The organism is Methylobacterium aquaticum, assembly GCF_016804325.1.
GTDB lineage: Bacteria > Pseudomonadota > Alphaproteobacteria > Rhizobiales > Beijerinckiaceae > Methylobacterium > Methylobacterium aquaticum_C.
Window position 1 is genome coordinate 4983030 of the sequence record NZ_CP043627.1, and the last position, 14471, is coordinate 4997500.

14 protein-coding genes and 1 pseudogene (1 of these 15 only partly in view) are annotated in these 14471 nt (G+C 72.6%); 10 read left to right on the forward strand and 5 right to left on the reverse strand.

Features of this window, described 5'->3' with window-relative positions; translation table 11 throughout:
- Positions 1-36 precede the first annotated feature (36 nt).
- The 3 genes from def to truA are packed head-to-tail and all read left to right on the forward strand — an operon-like array spanning position 37 to position 2229.
- A complete protein-coding gene (gene def, locus F1D61_RS22715; protein WP_203154373.1) occupies positions 37-552 on the forward strand; it encodes a peptide deformylase in 516 nt (171 codons plus the stop codon).
- 1 nt (position 553) lies between these two features.
- On the forward strand, positions 554-1486 hold the full coding sequence (gene fmt, locus F1D61_RS22720) for a methionyl-tRNA formyltransferase (protein WP_203154374.1): 933 nt from the start codon (positions 554-556) through the stop codon (positions 1484-1486).
- Positions 1486-2229: a tRNA pseudouridine(38-40) synthase TruA gene (truA, locus tag F1D61_RS22725; RefSeq protein ID WP_203154375.1), complete on the forward strand. Its 744-nt coding sequence runs from the start codon at positions 1486-1488 to the stop codon at positions 2227-2229. The genes fmt and truA overlap by 1 nt, the downstream gene beginning before the upstream one ends.
- A 726-nt stretch (positions 2230-2955) precedes the next feature.
- On the opposite strand, the gene F1D61_RS22730 is transcribed toward truA, so the two are convergent.
- The 3 genes from F1D61_RS22730 to F1D61_RS22740 form a co-directional block, all read right to left on the reverse strand.
- Entirely contained in the window at positions 2956-4428 is a 1473-nt protein-coding gene (locus F1D61_RS22730; RefSeq protein WP_203154376.1) for a heme biosynthesis protein HemY, read from the reverse strand.
- Positions 4429-4539: 111 nt separating this feature from the next.
- Positions 4540-6897, reverse strand: coding sequence for a COG4223 family protein (locus tag F1D61_RS22735; protein WP_203154377.1), 2358 nt, complete (start codon positions 6895-6897; stop codon positions 4540-4542).
- A 121-nt stretch (positions 6898-7018) separates the two neighbouring features.
- Positions 7019-7804 carry a uroporphyrinogen-III synthase gene (locus F1D61_RS22740; RefSeq protein WP_246775480.1) on the reverse strand — a complete coding sequence of 262 codons (786 nt, stop codon included), beginning with the start codon at positions 7802-7804 and terminating at the stop codon, positions 7019-7021.
- A gap of 131 nt (positions 7805-7935) precedes the next feature.
- On the opposite strand from F1D61_RS22740, the gene tsaD reads away from it, so the two are divergent.
- The 7 genes from tsaD to F1D61_RS22775 all read left to right on the forward strand — a co-directional run bounded on the left by tsaD (position 7936) and on the right by F1D61_RS22775 (position 12256).
- Positions 7936-8997 (forward strand): tRNA (adenosine(37)-N6)-threonylcarbamoyltransferase complex transferase subunit TsaD, encoded by a 1062-nt coding sequence (gene tsaD / locus F1D61_RS22745; RefSeq protein ID WP_203154379.1) that lies wholly within the window; start codon positions 7936-7938, stop codon positions 8995-8997.
- Positions 8994-9896: a GNAT family N-acetyltransferase gene (locus tag F1D61_RS22750; protein WP_203154380.1), complete on the forward strand. Its 903-nt coding sequence runs from the start codon at positions 8994-8996 to the stop codon at positions 9894-9896. Before tsaD ends, F1D61_RS22750 begins: the two co-directional genes overlap by 4 nt.
- A gap of 101 nt (positions 9897-9997) precedes the next feature.
- Positions 9998-10201: an antitoxin MazE-like protein gene (locus F1D61_RS22755; protein ID WP_203154381.1), complete on the forward strand. Its 204-nt coding sequence runs from the start codon at positions 9998-10000 to the stop codon at positions 10199-10201.
- A gap of 11 nt (positions 10202-10212) precedes the next feature.
- Complete coding sequence (locus F1D61_RS22760; RefSeq protein ID WP_203154382.1) at positions 10213-10590, forward strand: type II toxin-antitoxin system PemK/MazF family toxin; 378 nt, start codon at positions 10213-10215, stop codon at positions 10588-10590.
- Complete coding sequence (locus F1D61_RS22765; RefSeq protein ID WP_203154383.1) at positions 10587-11582, forward strand: NAD(P)H-dependent glycerol-3-phosphate dehydrogenase; 996 nt, start codon at positions 10587-10589, stop codon at positions 11580-11582. Before F1D61_RS22760 ends, F1D61_RS22765 begins: the two co-directional genes overlap by 4 nt.
- Before the next feature lie 142 nt (positions 11583-11724).
- On the forward strand, positions 11725-11976 hold the full coding sequence (locus F1D61_RS35435) for an IS4/Tn5 family transposase DNA-binding protein (RefSeq protein WP_203154384.1): 252 nt from the start codon (positions 11725-11727) through the stop codon (positions 11974-11976).
- A gap of 10 nt (positions 11977-11986) precedes the next feature.
- Entirely contained in the window at positions 11987-12256 is a 270-nt protein-coding gene (locus F1D61_RS22775) for a hypothetical protein (protein WP_203154385.1), read from the forward strand.
- A 535-nt stretch (positions 12257-12791) separates the two neighbouring features.
- Here F1D61_RS22775 and istB read toward each other — a convergent pair.
- A complete protein-coding gene (gene istB, locus F1D61_RS22780) occupies positions 12792-13523 on the reverse strand; it encodes an IS21-like element helper ATPase IstB (protein WP_203158950.1) in 732 nt (243 codons plus the stop codon).
- Between the two features lie 5 nt (positions 13524-13528).
- Positions 13529-14471 (reverse strand): annotated as a pseudogene (gene istA / locus F1D61_RS22785) (IS21 family transposase); its annotated part runs 551 nt beyond the window's last position; the annotation flags it as partial.

The window sequence follows — 14471 nt, forward strand, 5'->3', positions numbered from 1 at the left end:
CGCGGCGCCCCGTCCCCCGATCCTGCTGGCGCCCGAATGAGCATCCGTCCCCTCGTCATCCTGCCGGACGCGCGCCTGCGCGAGATCTCGGCCCCGGTCGGCACGATCACCGGCGACGTGCGGAAGCTCGCGGAGGACATGCTGGAGACGATGTACGACGCCCCCGGCGTCGGGCTGGCCGGCATCCAGATCGGCGAGCCGGTGCGCATCGTCACGATCGACACCTCGAAGGAGAAGGACGAGCGCAAGCCCCTCGTGCTCCTCGATCCCGAGATCGTCTGGACCTCGGAAGCGACCCGCCCCTACGAGGAGGGCTGCCTGTCGATCCCCGATTACTATGCCGAGGTCGTCCGCCCGGACCGGGTGCGGGTGCGCTTCCGCACCCTCGACGGCGAGACCGTGGAGCAGGAGGCCGACGGCCTGCTCGCCACCTGCATCCAGCACGAGATCGACCACCTCAACGGCGTCCTGTTCATCGACCACCTGTCGAAGCTCAAGCGCGACCGGGTGATGAAGAAGTTCGCCAAGGCGGCCAAGCGCGAAGCCGCGTAGGATGTCGCTCAAGGTCGTGTTCATGGGCACCCCGGATTTCGCGGTGCCGACCCTGGCCGAGATCGTCGGCGGCGGCCACGAGGTCGTGGCGGTCTATACCCGCGCGCCCGCGCCGGCGGGTCGCGGCATGTCCTTAAGGCCCTCGCCGGTCCAGGCCCTGGCGGAGAAGTTCGGGCTCCCCGTCCTGACCCCGACGACGTTGCGCACCGAGGAGGCCGCCGAGACCTTCCGGGCTCACGAGGCCGACGTCGCCGTGGTGGTCGCCTACGGGATGATCCTGCCGCCGGCGATCCTCGACGCGCCGGCGCTGGGCTGCCTGAACCTGCACGCCTCCCTGCTGCCGCGCTGGCGCGGCGCCGCGCCGATCCAGCGCGCCGTGATGGCGGGCGACGCGGAGACCGGCGTCGCGGTGATGCGGATGGAGCCGGGCCTCGATACCGGACCGGTCGGCATGGTCGAGCGGCTGGGCATCGGCCCCGACATGAATGCCGGCGAGCTGCACGACCGGCTGATGCCGCTCGGCGCCGACCTGATGGCGCGGGCGCTCGGCGCGCTCGAGCGCGGCAACCTGCAATTCCGGGCGCAGAGCGCGGAGGGCGTCGTCTACGCCCACAAGATCACCAACGAGGAGGCGCGGCTCGACTGGTCGCAACCCGCGAAGGACCTTCACGACCGGGTGCGCGGCCTGTCGCCGTTCCCGGGCGCCTACCTGATGGCCGATCTCGGCCGCGGGCCGGAGCGGGTGAAGGTGCTCCGCGCCCGCCTCGCCGACGGATCGGGCGAGCCCGGCACGCTGCTGGACACCGCCGGTACGGTCGCCTGCGGCGCGGGCGCCCTGCGGCTCGTCACCGTCCAGCCCGCGGGCAAGGGCGCGATGCCGTTCGACGACTTCGCCCGCGGCCGGCGGCTCGAGCCGGGCACCGCCCTCGCCTGATGCCCCGCTACAAGCTCGTCGTCGAGTATGACGGCACCGCCTTCGCCGGCTGGCAGCGCCAGGCCGCCGACCGCTCGGTGCAGCAGGCGCTGGAAGAGGCCATCGCCCGCTTCGCCGGCGGGCCGGTGCGGGTTCACTGCGCCGGGCGCACCGATGCCGGCGTGCATGCCACGCATCAGGTCGTCCATCTCGATCTCGACAAGCCGTGGCGCACCGATACGGTGCGCGACGCCGCCAACGCCCATCTCCGTCCCGAGCCGGTGGCGGTGATCTCGGCCGTCGAGGTAGGCCCGGATTTCGACGCCCGCCACTCGGCGATCAAGCGCCATTACCGCTACCGCCTCCTCAACCGCCGCTCCCCGCCGGCGCTCACCCGCGGCTTCGTCTGGCACGTGCCCTGGCCCCTCGATGCCGCCCTCATGCACGAGGCGGCGCAGCTGATGCTCGGCCGGCACGATTTCTCCGCCTTCCGGGCGGCGGAGTGTCAGGCCAACAGCCCGGTGCGCACCCTCGACCGGCTCGACGTGACGCGCGAGGGCGAGGAGATCGTCGTCGTCACCGCCGCGCGCTCGTTCCTGCACCATCAGGTGCGCGGCATGGTCGGCACCCTGATGCTCGCCGGCGGCGGCCGGCTCACCCCGCAGGGCGTGCGCGACGTGCTCGATTCCCGCGACCGCGCCCGCTGCGGGCCGCTGGCGCCCTCGGGCGGGCTGACGCTGATCGGGGTGGATTATCCGGCGTAAAGTCGGCTGACGCCGCGTCGTGGGACCGTGGCCGGACATCGGATCACGGCCTCGCCATGGAGCGGGCTGAGCTGACGATTTCGAGCCTCGGAGAGCAGCGACATTCGTCGGAAAGCCCGGCGGCCACCGTCGGTATGACGATCCGCGGCCTCGTACCATCTCTCGCATCGTAGGGACCGCCGACCGGCGGAATGGCGCAAGTTCGCCGGATCCGCGGTGAGCCTGTTCGACTTATCTCAGCAACCTGAGAGCCTGTTTGAGCAGAGTGATTTGACAAAAACTGAGAAGAATTAGGAGATATCCTACCCTTCCACCTCATCCTGAGGTGTTAGTCGATTGAAAATCAACTGACCTCGAAGGAGGGCTCCAGAAGCCTCTGCGATCCCTGGAGCCCTCCTTCGAGGCTCACTTCGTTCGCACCTCAGGATGAGGTTAGAGGGTAGGATGATTCCGCTCGCCTCAAGTCCTGGGTGGAAATCCTGCTCAAACAGGCTCTAAGGTGCTGAAGCGTCAGGCCGTTGCCCCATCTGGAATTTTCAGTGCCAAAGCACAGGCTTGACGATAATCCGAGACCGGAACCGAAAGTCGTTTTCAACGACCGTCGGTACACTTCAGCAATCCTGACGACCCTTCGCGTCATTCCGGAGCCGTACAAGAGGGCTCGGAACAACGCGGTGAGTTTCGATCTGGAGAGCTATCAAGCGCCCCGGGGTCGCACCGGCGGGCTCACCGCCCCGGCCCGACCACCTCCGGTACCTTCGCGGCGACCGGGATCACCGGCGGGGTCACGGTCCCGGACGGGATCGTGCCGACCGGGGCGGCACCGTGGCCGGGCTTCGGGGCCGGCTCGGCGCCGTTGAGCGCGCTCGCGGCACCCGGCGCGGGCTCGTGCGCCGTGCCGTGGGCGCGGCCGAGGAGGTCCGGCGGGGTCTGCCAGACGAAGGCGTCGAGGCGGCCGCTCACGGGCGAGATCGGCGCCCAGCGGTCGGTGACGAGGCCGTCGGCGCACCAGGCCGGATCGCGCGGGGCGCGGGCCGCGCGGGCCTGCCACTCGCGGGCCTTGCCGGAATTGGAGCCGGTCTCGGCCTCCTCGATCTCGGCCATCAGCTCGTAGGCGCGCACGGTCGGCTGGTCGGTGAGCAGCGGGGCGAGCACGTCGCGGGCACGGCCGAACTCGCGGGCGTCGAGGGCCGCGCGGGCGATGGCGAAGCGCGCCTCCGGGTGCCAGGACGAGATCCGGGCCAGGGTCTCGGCGCGGGCGAGGCGATCGCGGCTCGAATCACCGGTGCGCAGGTCGAGATAGACCCGGGCGAGGTCCGGATGCGGGTTGGCGCGCCAGGCGGCCTCGACCACCTTGGCGCCGCGCTTGAGGTCGCCGCGGCGGGCGAAGAGACGGCCCGCCACCGCGGCCGCCGGCACCAGGTCGGGGGCGAGCTTCACCGCCTCGCGGGCCTGCGCGAGGGCCCGCTCGGGATCGCCCGCCTCCAGGTCGAGGGCGCTGGCGGTCAGCAGCACGGCGCGCTGGCGGCGCATCGCCGCCTTGTCGGAGATGCCGAGCGCCGCGCGGTTCGACACGGTGTCGAGGGCGCCCGACCAGTCGCGGTCGGCGCACTGGCCTTCCATCACCGCCTCGTTGGCCCAGGTCACGCTCGGGGCGAGACGGGCGGCCTCGATCGCGTAGGCGCGGGCCGAGGTCTCGTCGTCCTGGCGACGGGCCTCGACGAACAGGCCGCGCAGGCCGAGCACCCGAGTCTCGGGATCGTCGACCATGCGGCGGAAGGCGCGCTCGGCCCCGGCGCGGTCGCCGGAGATCTGGGCGGCCTGGGCGGTCAGCAGCAGGGCCAGCGGCTCGGGCCCGAGCAGGCGCTCGGCCTCGCCGGCATGGCGGCGCGCCGCGATCGGGTCACCGGAGCCCACCGCCACCATGCCGCGCGACAGGGCGTTGTAGCCCCGGGCCTGGCGCCGGCGCCGGCTCGACAGGGTCAGCCGTTCGGGCAGGTTCAGGATGCCCCGGGCGAAGGCCCAGATGAATCCGAGCACCACCGCCAGGACCATCACGCCGACGAGCGCCGCGGCGAGGCTGGTCGCCAGTTCGTAGCCGCCCCAGGTCACGGTGACCACGCCGGGCCGGTCGGCGAGCCAGACCGCCCCGTAGGCGGCGAGGGCGAGGAGAGCCAGGAAGGCGAGTGCGCGCCACATCTGTCCATCAACTCCAGAAAGCCGCGCTGCCGCGAGGGGCGCGCGAGGGGGCTTTGAGCGAGCCCCGAGAGATCACGGCGGCCGCCCGGACGGGCGGCCGCATTGCGGGCGTCAGCGGGTCGCCGGTCCCTGGATGGCCGCGAAGGCGGCGGCCAGGCGCGCCCGGGCGGCCTCGCCGGCCGCGGCCCGGGCCTTCAGGCGCTGGCCGAACTCGGCGGCGTCCTTGCGGGTCTGCTCCGGCAGGGCGTCGAAGGCTTGCGCGGCCTCCGCCACCGCGCCGCGGGCGAGCGCGTCCTGGATCTTCGCCACCCCGGCCTCGGTCGGATCGCCGGCCTTGCTCGGCGCCGGGGTCGGGCCCTCGGATCCGACCTTCTTCACCGAGACGATCGATTCCGCCATGCTGGTCAGCCGGTCGGTGATGCTGCCGCGCTCGGCCACCGCCTTCTGCCGGGCGGCCAAAGCCGCCGCGTTCAGCTTGGCGGCGACCGGCTGGAAGCTCTGGGCGAGCGACGCCGCCGTCGGCGCGCCGCTCTGGGCGAACGGCTCCAGCGGCGCGAGCGCCCCGGCCTGGCCCGGATCGAGCTGCTTCAGGGTCGCCAGGGCGTCGGCATAGGGCGCGCCGGAGGCCAGCGCGCTGGCGATCCGGTCGGAGGCCACGACCCGGAGCGCCGCCTGGACGCTGCTCGCCTCCGCCCGGCCCTCGACCGCCTTGGCGAGGTCGGCGAGGCGCTGGTCGACGGTCTTGGTGCGGGCGTCGAGCCCCTGCTGAAGCCCGTCGAAGCGCTGGTCGGCGGCCTTGGCCCGGCTGTCGAGGGCCGTGCGCAACTCGTCGATGCGCTGGCCGAGCGCCTTGTCGGCCTGCTCCTCGGCCGCCGCGCGGGTGCCGAGATCGGCCTGGATCGCCTTCAGCCCCTTGTCGAGCCCGTCGAGGCGGCCGCGCAGCTCGGCGCCGTCGCCGCGGCCCTGGAGCGCCGTCACCGCCTGGGCGAGGCCGTCGACCCGCTGGCGCAGGCCGGCATCGGTCCCGCCGGGGCGGCTCTGGAGCTCGGCGATCTGCTTCTCCAGGCCCTGGAGGCGGGCCGGATCGATGCCGGCGCTCGGCGCGGCATTCGGCGATTGGCCCGGCGCCTGGGCGGCGGGTGCCGCCTGGCCGGTGGCGGGCGCAGCGTCCGCCTTGCGCAGGGCCTCGTCGGCGCGCTGGCTCGCGGCCTTGGCGGCGGCGTCGGCCGCCCGCACGGCGTCGGGCAGCGGGCGGACGCTCGTTTCGAGCGAGGCGATGCGGCGGTCGAGGGCCTGGACGCTGTCGCGCGGCGCGAGATCGGCCAGGCGCTGCTCCAGCGGCACCGTGCCGGCGGCATCGGTCTGCGGCGCCGCGGGCTTCGGCAGGTTGATGCCGTAGGCCGGACCATAGGTCGTCACGCCGTAGAGCAGGCCCGCGCCGACCACGCCGCCGAGCAGCGAGGCGGCCAGCACCGAGCCGAAGCCGGCACCGGAGCGGGTCTGCGAGGCCGCGGTCGCCGGGACTGTGCTCGTGGTGGTGCTCGCGGTCTTGGCGGCCTCGGACTTTGGGGCATCCTTCGGCGGGGTCGCGCCGGAGGCGGTCGTCCCTCCGGACTGGGGTCCGGTCTTGGGGACCGTCGAGAGCGGCACCGCCGAGGGCTTCGCGCCGGTGGCGCCGGCCGGGTTGGGGGCCGAGCCCGCCGAAGCGGCGCCGGTCGTCGCCCCTGTACCGGCGGTGGGGGATTTTGTTTCCGGAGACTTGCCGGTCTCCGGAGACTTGCCGCCACCGGTCGCACCGGCCACCGGCGTCACGGGCTTCCCGTCACCCGGCTTGGTCTCGCCGACCTTGAGCGGGCCGCTGCCCGGGCCCGTGACCACCGTGCCGGTCGGAGATTTCGGGGCGCTCCCGGTCGGGGAGACGGCCGAGGCCGTCGCGGAGGCCGTCGCGCCGGGCTTGATCTCGCCGGGCTTCGACGAGGTGGCCCCCGTCGCGCCGACGGGCGTCGCGGCGCCCCCGGTCGCGCCGCCGGCCGGCTTCGGTGCCGGGGCACCGGAGGCGCCCGAGGTCGAGGCAGGGCCAGACGTCGCGCCGGTCGCACCGGGCTTCGGTGCCGTGCCCGAGAATCCCGAGGTCGCGGTCGCGCCAGTCGCGCCCGTGGTGCCGGGCTTCGGAACCTCGGCCGTCTTCGGCGTCTCACCGGGCTTCCCGGTCACAGGAGCCGTCACGCCGGGCTTCACGGCGTCGGTCTTGGACGCGTCGGTCTTGGACGCCTCGGTCTTGGACGCCTCGAACGGCTTGCCCGGCTCGGACTTGCCGGGCTCGGTCTTCGGCGCGTCCTTGGACGCGTCCTTGGGCACATCGGCGACGCGGGTGGCCTTCAGGTCGATGATCGGCCCATCCGCCGGGTTGCCGCCGCGGCCGCCGGGACGGTTGCGCGAATCCTTCTGGTCCTTGTCGGATGGGGTCACGGCCGAAGATCCTCACCAGTGGGTCCGGGCCGGGGCGCGCCGGAAGGCGGCCTGATCGGCTCGGCGTGGGCGCGACCACGGGGCAGGATCCCGCCCGGGCCGCGCAACGATTGATCGTCCCTTAGCATCGCTCCTGGCCCGGGCGAAGGGCCGGCGACGCCTCTGCGTCACTGTCCTGTCGAATGGGGTGCAGGCCGGACAGGAGGGTCTCCTCGTCCGGCCGCGTCGCGACCACATGGGACAGGATCCCGGCCGCGACCAGGGGCGCGGCCACGTCGGCCGACAGGCAATGATGCGCCAGGCGGCCGAACGCCTCCTCCCGCCCGGCCGCGCGGGCGAGACCGAACGCCGTCGCGGCGCTGCGCCGGGAATAATGCAGCGCGGCATCGAGGGTGCCGGCATCAAGCGCCGCGGCCACCGGCTCCGGCAGGACCGGCAGGGGCCGGGCCGCGTAGGCGACCCAGACCGTGAGCCGGTAGCCGCGGGCGGCGAGCGTGTCGCCCGGCTCGTCCTTGCGCTCGCGCCCGGCGGCGTGGAGGAGGCGCGCCCCGCGCGGCAGGGCGCGCCCGATCAGGTCGGCCAGCGCCAGGGCGTCGCCCCCGGCCTCGTGGACGGGCCCGAGCCCCGCCACCCGCGCGGCGACAGCCGTGCGGGTGCCGACGCAATAGGCCGGAAGCGCGGCCAGCGGGGAGCCGGCGAGTGCCGGCACCGCGCTCGCGCTCGTCAGGACCAGGGCATCGAACGGGCCGTCCGGCGCCGGCGCGCCGCTGAGCGCGAGATCGAGGACCGGAGCGAGGAGCGGGCGGTGACCCAGGGCCGCGACGCGCCCGGCCGTGCGCGCGCCGGCCGGCAGCGGCCGCGCGACCCAGACCCCGAGGGCGGTCCCGCTATCCGTCGCCCGCGTCACGCGTCCCGCCTCAATGCGCCCCACCCCATCCATCCGACCCCTTTGCCGGTCCTGCCCGGCGGGTTATCTGGAGGGCACCATACCGGCCGCCGCGCGGCGTGCCAGCCCCCTCGCGAGACCATGCCCCCACCATGAACGTCCTCGGGATCGAAACCACCTGCGACGAGACCGCGGCCGCGATCGTGACGGTGGAGGAGGACGGGCGCGGCGCGATCCGCTCCAACGAGGTGCTGAGCCAGATCGCCGAGCACGCCGCCTATGGCGGGGTGGTGCCGGAGATCGCGGCGCGCGCCCATGTCGAGGTGCTGGACCGGCTGGTCGCCCGGGCGCTCGACAATGCCGGGATGCGGCTTGCCGATCTCGACGGCATCGCGGTCGCGGCGGGGCCGGGCCTGATCGGCGGCGTGCTGGTCGGGCTCGTCACCGGCAAGACCCTGGCGCTGGTGGCGCGCAAGCCGCTGGTCGCGGTCAACCACCTCGAGGCGCACGCGCTGACCGCCCGGCTCACCGACGGCCTCGCCTTCCCGTACCTGCTGCTGCTGGCCTCCGGCGGCCACACCCAGCTCGTGGCGGTCAAGGGCGTCGGCGAGTATGTGCGCCTGGGCGGCACCATCGACGACGCCATCGGCGAGGCCTTCGACAAGGTGGCGAAGCTCTTAGGGCTCGCCTATCCGGGCGGGCCGGAGGTCGAGCGCGCCGCCGAGAGCGGCAACCCGGAGCGCTTCACCCTGCCGCGGCCGATGCTCGGGCGGCGCGAGCCGAACTTTTCGCTGTCCGGCCTCAAGACGGCGTTGCGGATCGAGGCCGAGCGCATCGCACCGCTGACCAACCAGGACGTCGCCGATCTCTGCGCCGGCTTCCAGGCGGCGGTCGTCGACGTGGTGGTCGACCGGGTGCGGGTCGCCCTGCGCGATTTCGGCCCGGTCGCCGGCCACCCGACCGCGCTCGTGGCGGCCGGGGGCGTCGCGGCCAACGGCGCCCTGCGCCGGGCGCTCGCCCGCCAGGCCGGCGAGGCCGGGCTGCCGCTGGTCGCCCCGCCCCTGCCGCTCTGCGGCGACAACGGCGCGATGATCGCCTGGGCCGGCATCGAGCGGCTGCGCCTCGGCCTCACCGACGACATCACCGCCCCGGCCCGGCCGCGCTGGCCCTTCGCGCAGGCCAAGGACGCGGTGCAGGACAAAGCCGCCGGATGACCCGAGCGGAGACCGAGGCGCAGCAGCGCCGCTGGCGGGAACTGGTCGACGAGCGCCTGCCCGCCGCCGCCGCGGCGCATCCGGGCTGGCCGGTCTCGCAGAATCACTGCTTTGCCCGCATCCTGCTCGACAATGCCTGCGGCGGCCCCTGGCGCGAGAGCGTGGCCCCGCCCGCCTGGGCCAACATGCCGCCCGAGCGTCTGGACCTGGCCCTGAGCCTGGGCGAAGCCGTGCTGGAGGGCCGGCAGGACCTCGCCGCGCTCAACCACCGCTCGCTGCTGTGGCGGCGCAAGCGGCGGGCGGCGGCGCCGCCCGAGCGCCTGCAGGGCGAGGATTTCTGCCTGCGGCGCTGGCGGCTCTCCGACGACGAGCCCTTCGCGGCGCTCTGCGCCGACCCGGAGGTGATGCGGTTCTTCCCCGCGCCCAAGAGCGCCCGCGAGAGCCAGACCGAGGCCCGCGCGCTCGCCCGGCGCTTCGACGAGGACGGGTTCGGCCCCTGGGTGGTCGAGGCGCCGGAGGGGTTCTGCGGCTTCGTCGGCTGCTGGCGCCCGGCCCGGCCGCTGCCCCTCGGGGGGCTGCTCGGGCAGGAGACCAGCCTGGTCGAGATCGGCTGGCGCCTCGCCTGGCCGGCCTGGGGCCGGGGCTTTGCCGTGCGCGGCGCCCGCCTGGCGCTGGCCGACGCCTTCTCCCGCTGCGCCCTGAGCGAGGTCGTGGCCTACACGGCCGCGGTGAACGCGCCGTCGCTCCGGGTGATGGAACGCCTCGGCATGAGCGAGGTCGGCGGGTTCGACCATCCGGGGCTGCCCGAAGGGCACGAATTGCGGCCGCACCGGCTGTATCGGCTGACGGCGGCGGATTTCCCCGCTGGTGGCGGGGCGGGCGGCGCCGGCTTAGAGTAAGTTCGCTTGAGCCATCCTCGGACGGCTGGTTTTCGGCATCTCGCGAAAACCCGTTCGCCGATCCGCCGGGATGTACGATCGGGGAGCCCGGAAGGCACGCCATGTCCCAGCCGAAGCCGTCGAGACCGCCCGGCCGGACGAACCCCGGTCCGGATCGGCGCCGAATCGAAATCCTCGTACCGGACGTGCGCACGCCGGCCTTCCGGCGCGAAGCGCAGCGGCAGGCGGAAGCCGTCGCTGCGAGCCGCCAGGCGCAGGACGACCAGGATTTCATCGATACGATCTCAACCGACTTGGAACGCTGACAGGCTCTGCGATGACCCGCGGCGAGATCTGGACCGTCTCAGGCGGCAAGGACTACGCCGGCAAGCCGCGCCCTGCCGTCATCCTTCAGGACGATGCCTTCGCGGCAACCGATTCCATCACGATCTGCGCCTTCACGACCGACCCCACGGACGCACCCTTGTTCAGACTTCCCATCATCCCGAATGACGGTAACGGCCTGCGAGCCCCATGCCGCCTGATGGTCGACAAGATCACGACCGTGCCGCGGCAGAAGATCGGAGTTCACATCGGCGGCCTCGACGCGGCTGACATGAATCGTCTCGACGAAGCCGTACTAGTCTTCCTCGGGCTCGCCGGCGCCCTGGCGGGCAGCGGCCCCGCCCGTAGCCGCGGCGGACGGACATCATGACTGGCATCGGCCCGATCGCGGTCCTGGGCGGCGGGGCCTGGGGCACGGCGCTCGCCAACGCGGCAGCCTCCGCCGCCGAGCGGCCGGTGGTGCTGTGGATGCGCGATGCAAACAGTGCCGCCGACATGGCCCGCTCCCGCGAGAATGCCCGCCACCTCCCCGGCGTGACGCTGCATCCGGGCGTGCGCCCCACCGCCGCCGCCGCGGACCTCGCCGAGGCCGAGGCGGTTCTGGTGGTGACGCCGGCCCAGACGCTGCGAGGCGTGCTGGTCGCCTTGCGCCCGCAGTTGCGGCCCGACGCCGCCCTGATCCTGTGCGCCAAGGGTATCGAGCGCGGCACCGACGCCTTCCTGACCGACGTCGCCGCCGAGGCCGCGCCGGGCGCGCCCATCGCGGTGCTGTCCGGCCCGAGCTTCGCGGCGGATGTCGCCCGCGGGTTGCCGACCGCCGTGACGCTGGCGAGCCGCGACGGCGCCCTGGCGGCGCATCTGGCTGCGGCCCTTTCCGGGCCGACCTTCCGGGTCTATCACGGCAGCGACCCGCGCGGGGTCGAGATCGGCGGGGCGGCCAAGAACGTGCTCGCCATCGCCTGCGGGGCGGCGATCGGCCGGGGCCTCGGGGAGAGCGCCCGGGCGGCCCTCGTCGCCCGCAGCTTCGCCGAACTGATGCGCTTTGCCCGCGCCTGGGACGCCTCCCCAGAGACCCTGATGGGCCTGTCCGGGCTCGGCGACCTGGTGCTCACCGCCGCCTCGGCGCAATCGCGCAACTTCGCCTTCGGCGAACGGCTCGGGCGCGGCACGAGCCTGGCGGAAGCCTCCGGCGGCAAGCTCGCGGAAGGAGCGCTCACCGCGCAGGGGCTGGTGGCGCTGGCCCGCCGCCGCGGGGTCGAGATGCCGGTCGCCGAGGCGGTGGCCGGCCTGGTAGCCGGCACGCTTCAGCTCGACGAGGCCATCGCCGGCCTGCTCAGCCGGCCCCTGCGGGCGGAGATGTGAGAGCCAGTTTGATCGTCTGCTCGCAAGCGCTCGGTGACGCTTCCTTTTACCCACATCCATGGTCAAGCTTGGAGCGTTGTGGGATCGGCCTCACCGGTGATTTGTTGGGAGACACTTGAACTCCTGGAAGACGAAGTGTTCCATGCCCGTTGCCACACGGTGCCGGTGGGAAGAGAAACTGGTCGGTAGCACTTTTGCCGATGCCCGCCTCGAGCAGCGGCTGCACCGGCTCGTCGGACATATGGGCCGTAGCCTCGGCGCCAGCGTGCCATTTGCCTGCCAGGACTGGGCCAGCACCAAAGTCGTATACTGTTTTTTCCGACGAATGGGTCAGCGAGGCGCAGATCCTGTCGGGTCACTTCGCATCGACACGCGAGCGTGTGCGGGCCAGTGAGGACCCTATATTGGTCCTCCAGGATACGACCGAGTTCACGTTCCAGCGCGAGAGACATGAGGCCGTCGGGATCACCCGCACCGTCACCACGGGGCGCGACAAGGCAGGTCAGGTTCGCATGCACACGCTGTATGGTCTGCTCATGCATGCCTCGCTCGCGGTGACCACCGACGGCCTGTCGCTCGGGCTTGCGGCGGTGAAGTTCTGGTCGCGGCAGAAGTTCAAAGGCGCGAACGCGGTCAAGTGCAAGGTCAATCCGAACCACGTACCGATCGAGTAGAGAGAGAGCTTCCGCTGGCTGGAGAGCCTTCGCCAGTCCACATCGCTGTTTGCCGCGCCGGACCGTTGCATGCATATCGGTGACCGGAAGAGCGACATCTACGAACTCTTCTTTCTGGCCCATGATCTTGGCACGCACCTCATCATGCGCAGCTGCGTCGATCGGCTGGCCGGGTGACGGCCAGCACACGATCGCCAACGAGATGATGAGGTCGCCGTCATCAGCCTTCATCGGATCGAGGTTCGCGATCAGCGAGGGCGGCTCGTCACCGCCTCGGTCGAATTCCGCTATCGCCGCATCACGGTTCTGCCGCCGATCGGCAAGCAAAAGCGCTATCCCCCGCTTTCGCTCACGGTCCTGCACGCACGTGAGCCGGACACGCTGTCAAACGGCATCGGAACGGGACCCCTGATCGGCGTCCAATCGGGCCCCCTTGTTGAGCATGCGCGACGCCCCTGCTCAGCCCGGCGAAGCGGGTCGGGGTGGCGCAGCCGGGCTGAGCAGGGGGCCAGGATGAGCCGCGCACAGGCCGCCCTCACGCCCGGTTCTTGAAGCGCCAGCTCTCGTTGCCGGTCTCGACGATCTCGCAGTGGTGGGTCAGCCGATCGAGCAGTGCCGTCGTCATCTTGGCGTCGCCGGCAAACACGCTCGGCCACTCCCCGAACGCCAGGTTGGTCGTCACCACGATCGAGGTGGTCTCGTAGAGCCGGCTGATCAGGTGGAACAGCAGCTGACCGCCCGACTGCGCGAACGGCAGGTAGCCGAGTTCGTCCAGCACCACCAGGTCGGGCCGGGCGAGGTGGTCGGCGATGCGGCCCTGCCGGCCGGCTCGCGCCTCGGCCTCGAGCCGGTTGACGAGGTCGACCACGTTGTAGAACCGGGCCCGCGCCCCGTCCCGGATGCACGACCGGGCGACCGCGATGGCCAGGTGCGTCTTGCCCGTGCCGGTGCCGCCCACCAGCACGACGTTGCGCTGGTGGGCCAGGAACTCGCCGCCGCAGAGGTCGCGCACCAGACCTTCGTTGATCGGCGTCCCGGCAAAGGCGAACTCGGCGAGGTCCTTGGCCAGGGGCAGCTTGGCAATCGTCATCTGGTAGCGGATCGAGCGCGCCTGCTTCTCGCTGATCTCGGCCTGCAACAGGTCGCCGACGATCTGCTGCGGTTCGTGGCTGCGCTTGAGGGCGACCTTGATGATCTCGTCGTAGGCCGCCTTCATCCCGAACAGCTTCAGCTCGCCCATGGTGGCGAGGATCTGCTGACGTTCCATCATGGGGCTCTCCTCAGGCTGTCGTAGCGGGCACAGTCGGCGACCGGCTCGTGGCGCAGCCGCAGGCTCTCGGGCGTCAGCAGCGAGACGGGCGCGGGCGGCTCCCGCTGGCGGGCCAGGATGTTGAGCACCACGTCGGCCGAGTGCACGCCCTCGCGCAGTGCCTCGGCGCTGGCCGCTTCGACCGCGGAGAGGCCGTCGCCGAGCACGGCGGTGAGGATCTCGACCATCTGGCGGTCGCCGTCGGCGCTGCCGGCGAGCTTGCGGCGGATCCGTTCGAGGGCGGCGGGCAGGACCCAGTCCTTGAACGGTGCGCCGTTGCGCAGCGCGCCGGGCTTGCGGGCGAGCACGGGGACGTAGTGCCAGGGGTCGAACACCGTCTGGCCGCGTCCGAAGGCCCGCGGGTGCTCGGCGACGACGCGTCCGTCCTGGCGGATCTCGATGCGCTCGGCATAGGCGCGCACCTCGACCGGGCGACCGATGGCCGAGGCCATGACCGAGTACTTGTTGTTGTCGAAGCGCACCAGGCAGGTCGAGGACACGGCCGCCGGGACGGCGTGGAAGCCGTCGAAGCGTCCGGCGTAGGGGACCAGGGCTCCCCGTTCGGCTTCGAAGGCCTGCCAGATCGTCAGTTCGCGCTGCTCGGGATGCGGGTGGGCCTTGGCGTAGGCGACGACCCCGTCGAGCAGCAGGGCGTTGAGCTCGTCGTAGCTTCTCACCCGGACGCGCGGGGTGAACAGGCGCTCGCGCACCAGCCCGACCTGGTTCTCGACCTGCCCCTTCTCCCAGCCTGACGCGGGCGTGCAGGCCACGGGCTCGACGAGGTAGTGCGAGCACATCTGCAGGAAGCGGCGGTTGTAGGCGCGCTCGCGCCCGACGAAGATCGTCTCGACCGCGGTCTTCATGTTGTCGTAGATGCCCCGCTGGCAGGTGCCGCGGAAGAAGGCG

Bases quoted from the DNA above. Each gene is read 5' to 3' on its own strand.
- F1D61_RS22750 (WP_203154380.1), top strand. From the start codon at position 8,994: ATGACCCGAGCGGAGACCGAGGCGCAGCAGCGCCGCTGGCGGGAACTG.
- istB (WP_203158950.1), bottom strand. From the start codon at position 13,523: ATGGAACGTCAGCAGATCCTCGCCACCATGGGCGAGCTGAAGCTGTTC.
- F1D61_RS22760 (WP_203154382.1), top strand. From the start codon at position 10,213: ATGACCCGCGGCGAGATCTGGACCGTCTCAGGCGGCAAGGACTACGCC.
- F1D61_RS22765 (WP_203154383.1), top strand. From the start codon at position 10,587: ATGACTGGCATCGGCCCGATCGCGGTCCTGGGCGGCGGGGCCTGGGGC.
- F1D61_RS22730 (WP_203154376.1), bottom strand. From the start codon at position 4,428: ATGTGGCGCGCACTCGCCTTCCTGGCTCTCCTCGCCCTCGCCGCCTAC.
- def (WP_203154373.1), top strand. From the start codon at position 37: ATGAGCATCCGTCCCCTCGTCATCCTGCCGGACGCGCGCCTGCGCGAG.
- F1D61_RS22755 (WP_203154381.1), top strand. From the start codon at position 9,998: ATGTCCCAGCCGAAGCCGTCGAGACCGCCCGGCCGGACGAACCCCGGT.
- truA (WP_203154375.1), top strand. From the start codon at position 1,486: ATGCCCCGCTACAAGCTCGTCGTCGAGTATGACGGCACCGCCTTCGCC.
- F1D61_RS35435 (WP_203154384.1), top strand. From the start codon at position 11,725: ATGCCCGTTGCCACACGGTGCCGGTGGGAAGAGAAACTGGTCGGTAGC.
- tsaD (WP_203154379.1), top strand. From the start codon at position 7,936: ATGAACGTCCTCGGGATCGAAACCACCTGCGACGAGACCGCGGCCGCG.
- fmt (WP_203154374.1), top strand. From the start codon at position 554: ATGTCGCTCAAGGTCGTGTTCATGGGCACCCCGGATTTCGCGGTGCCG.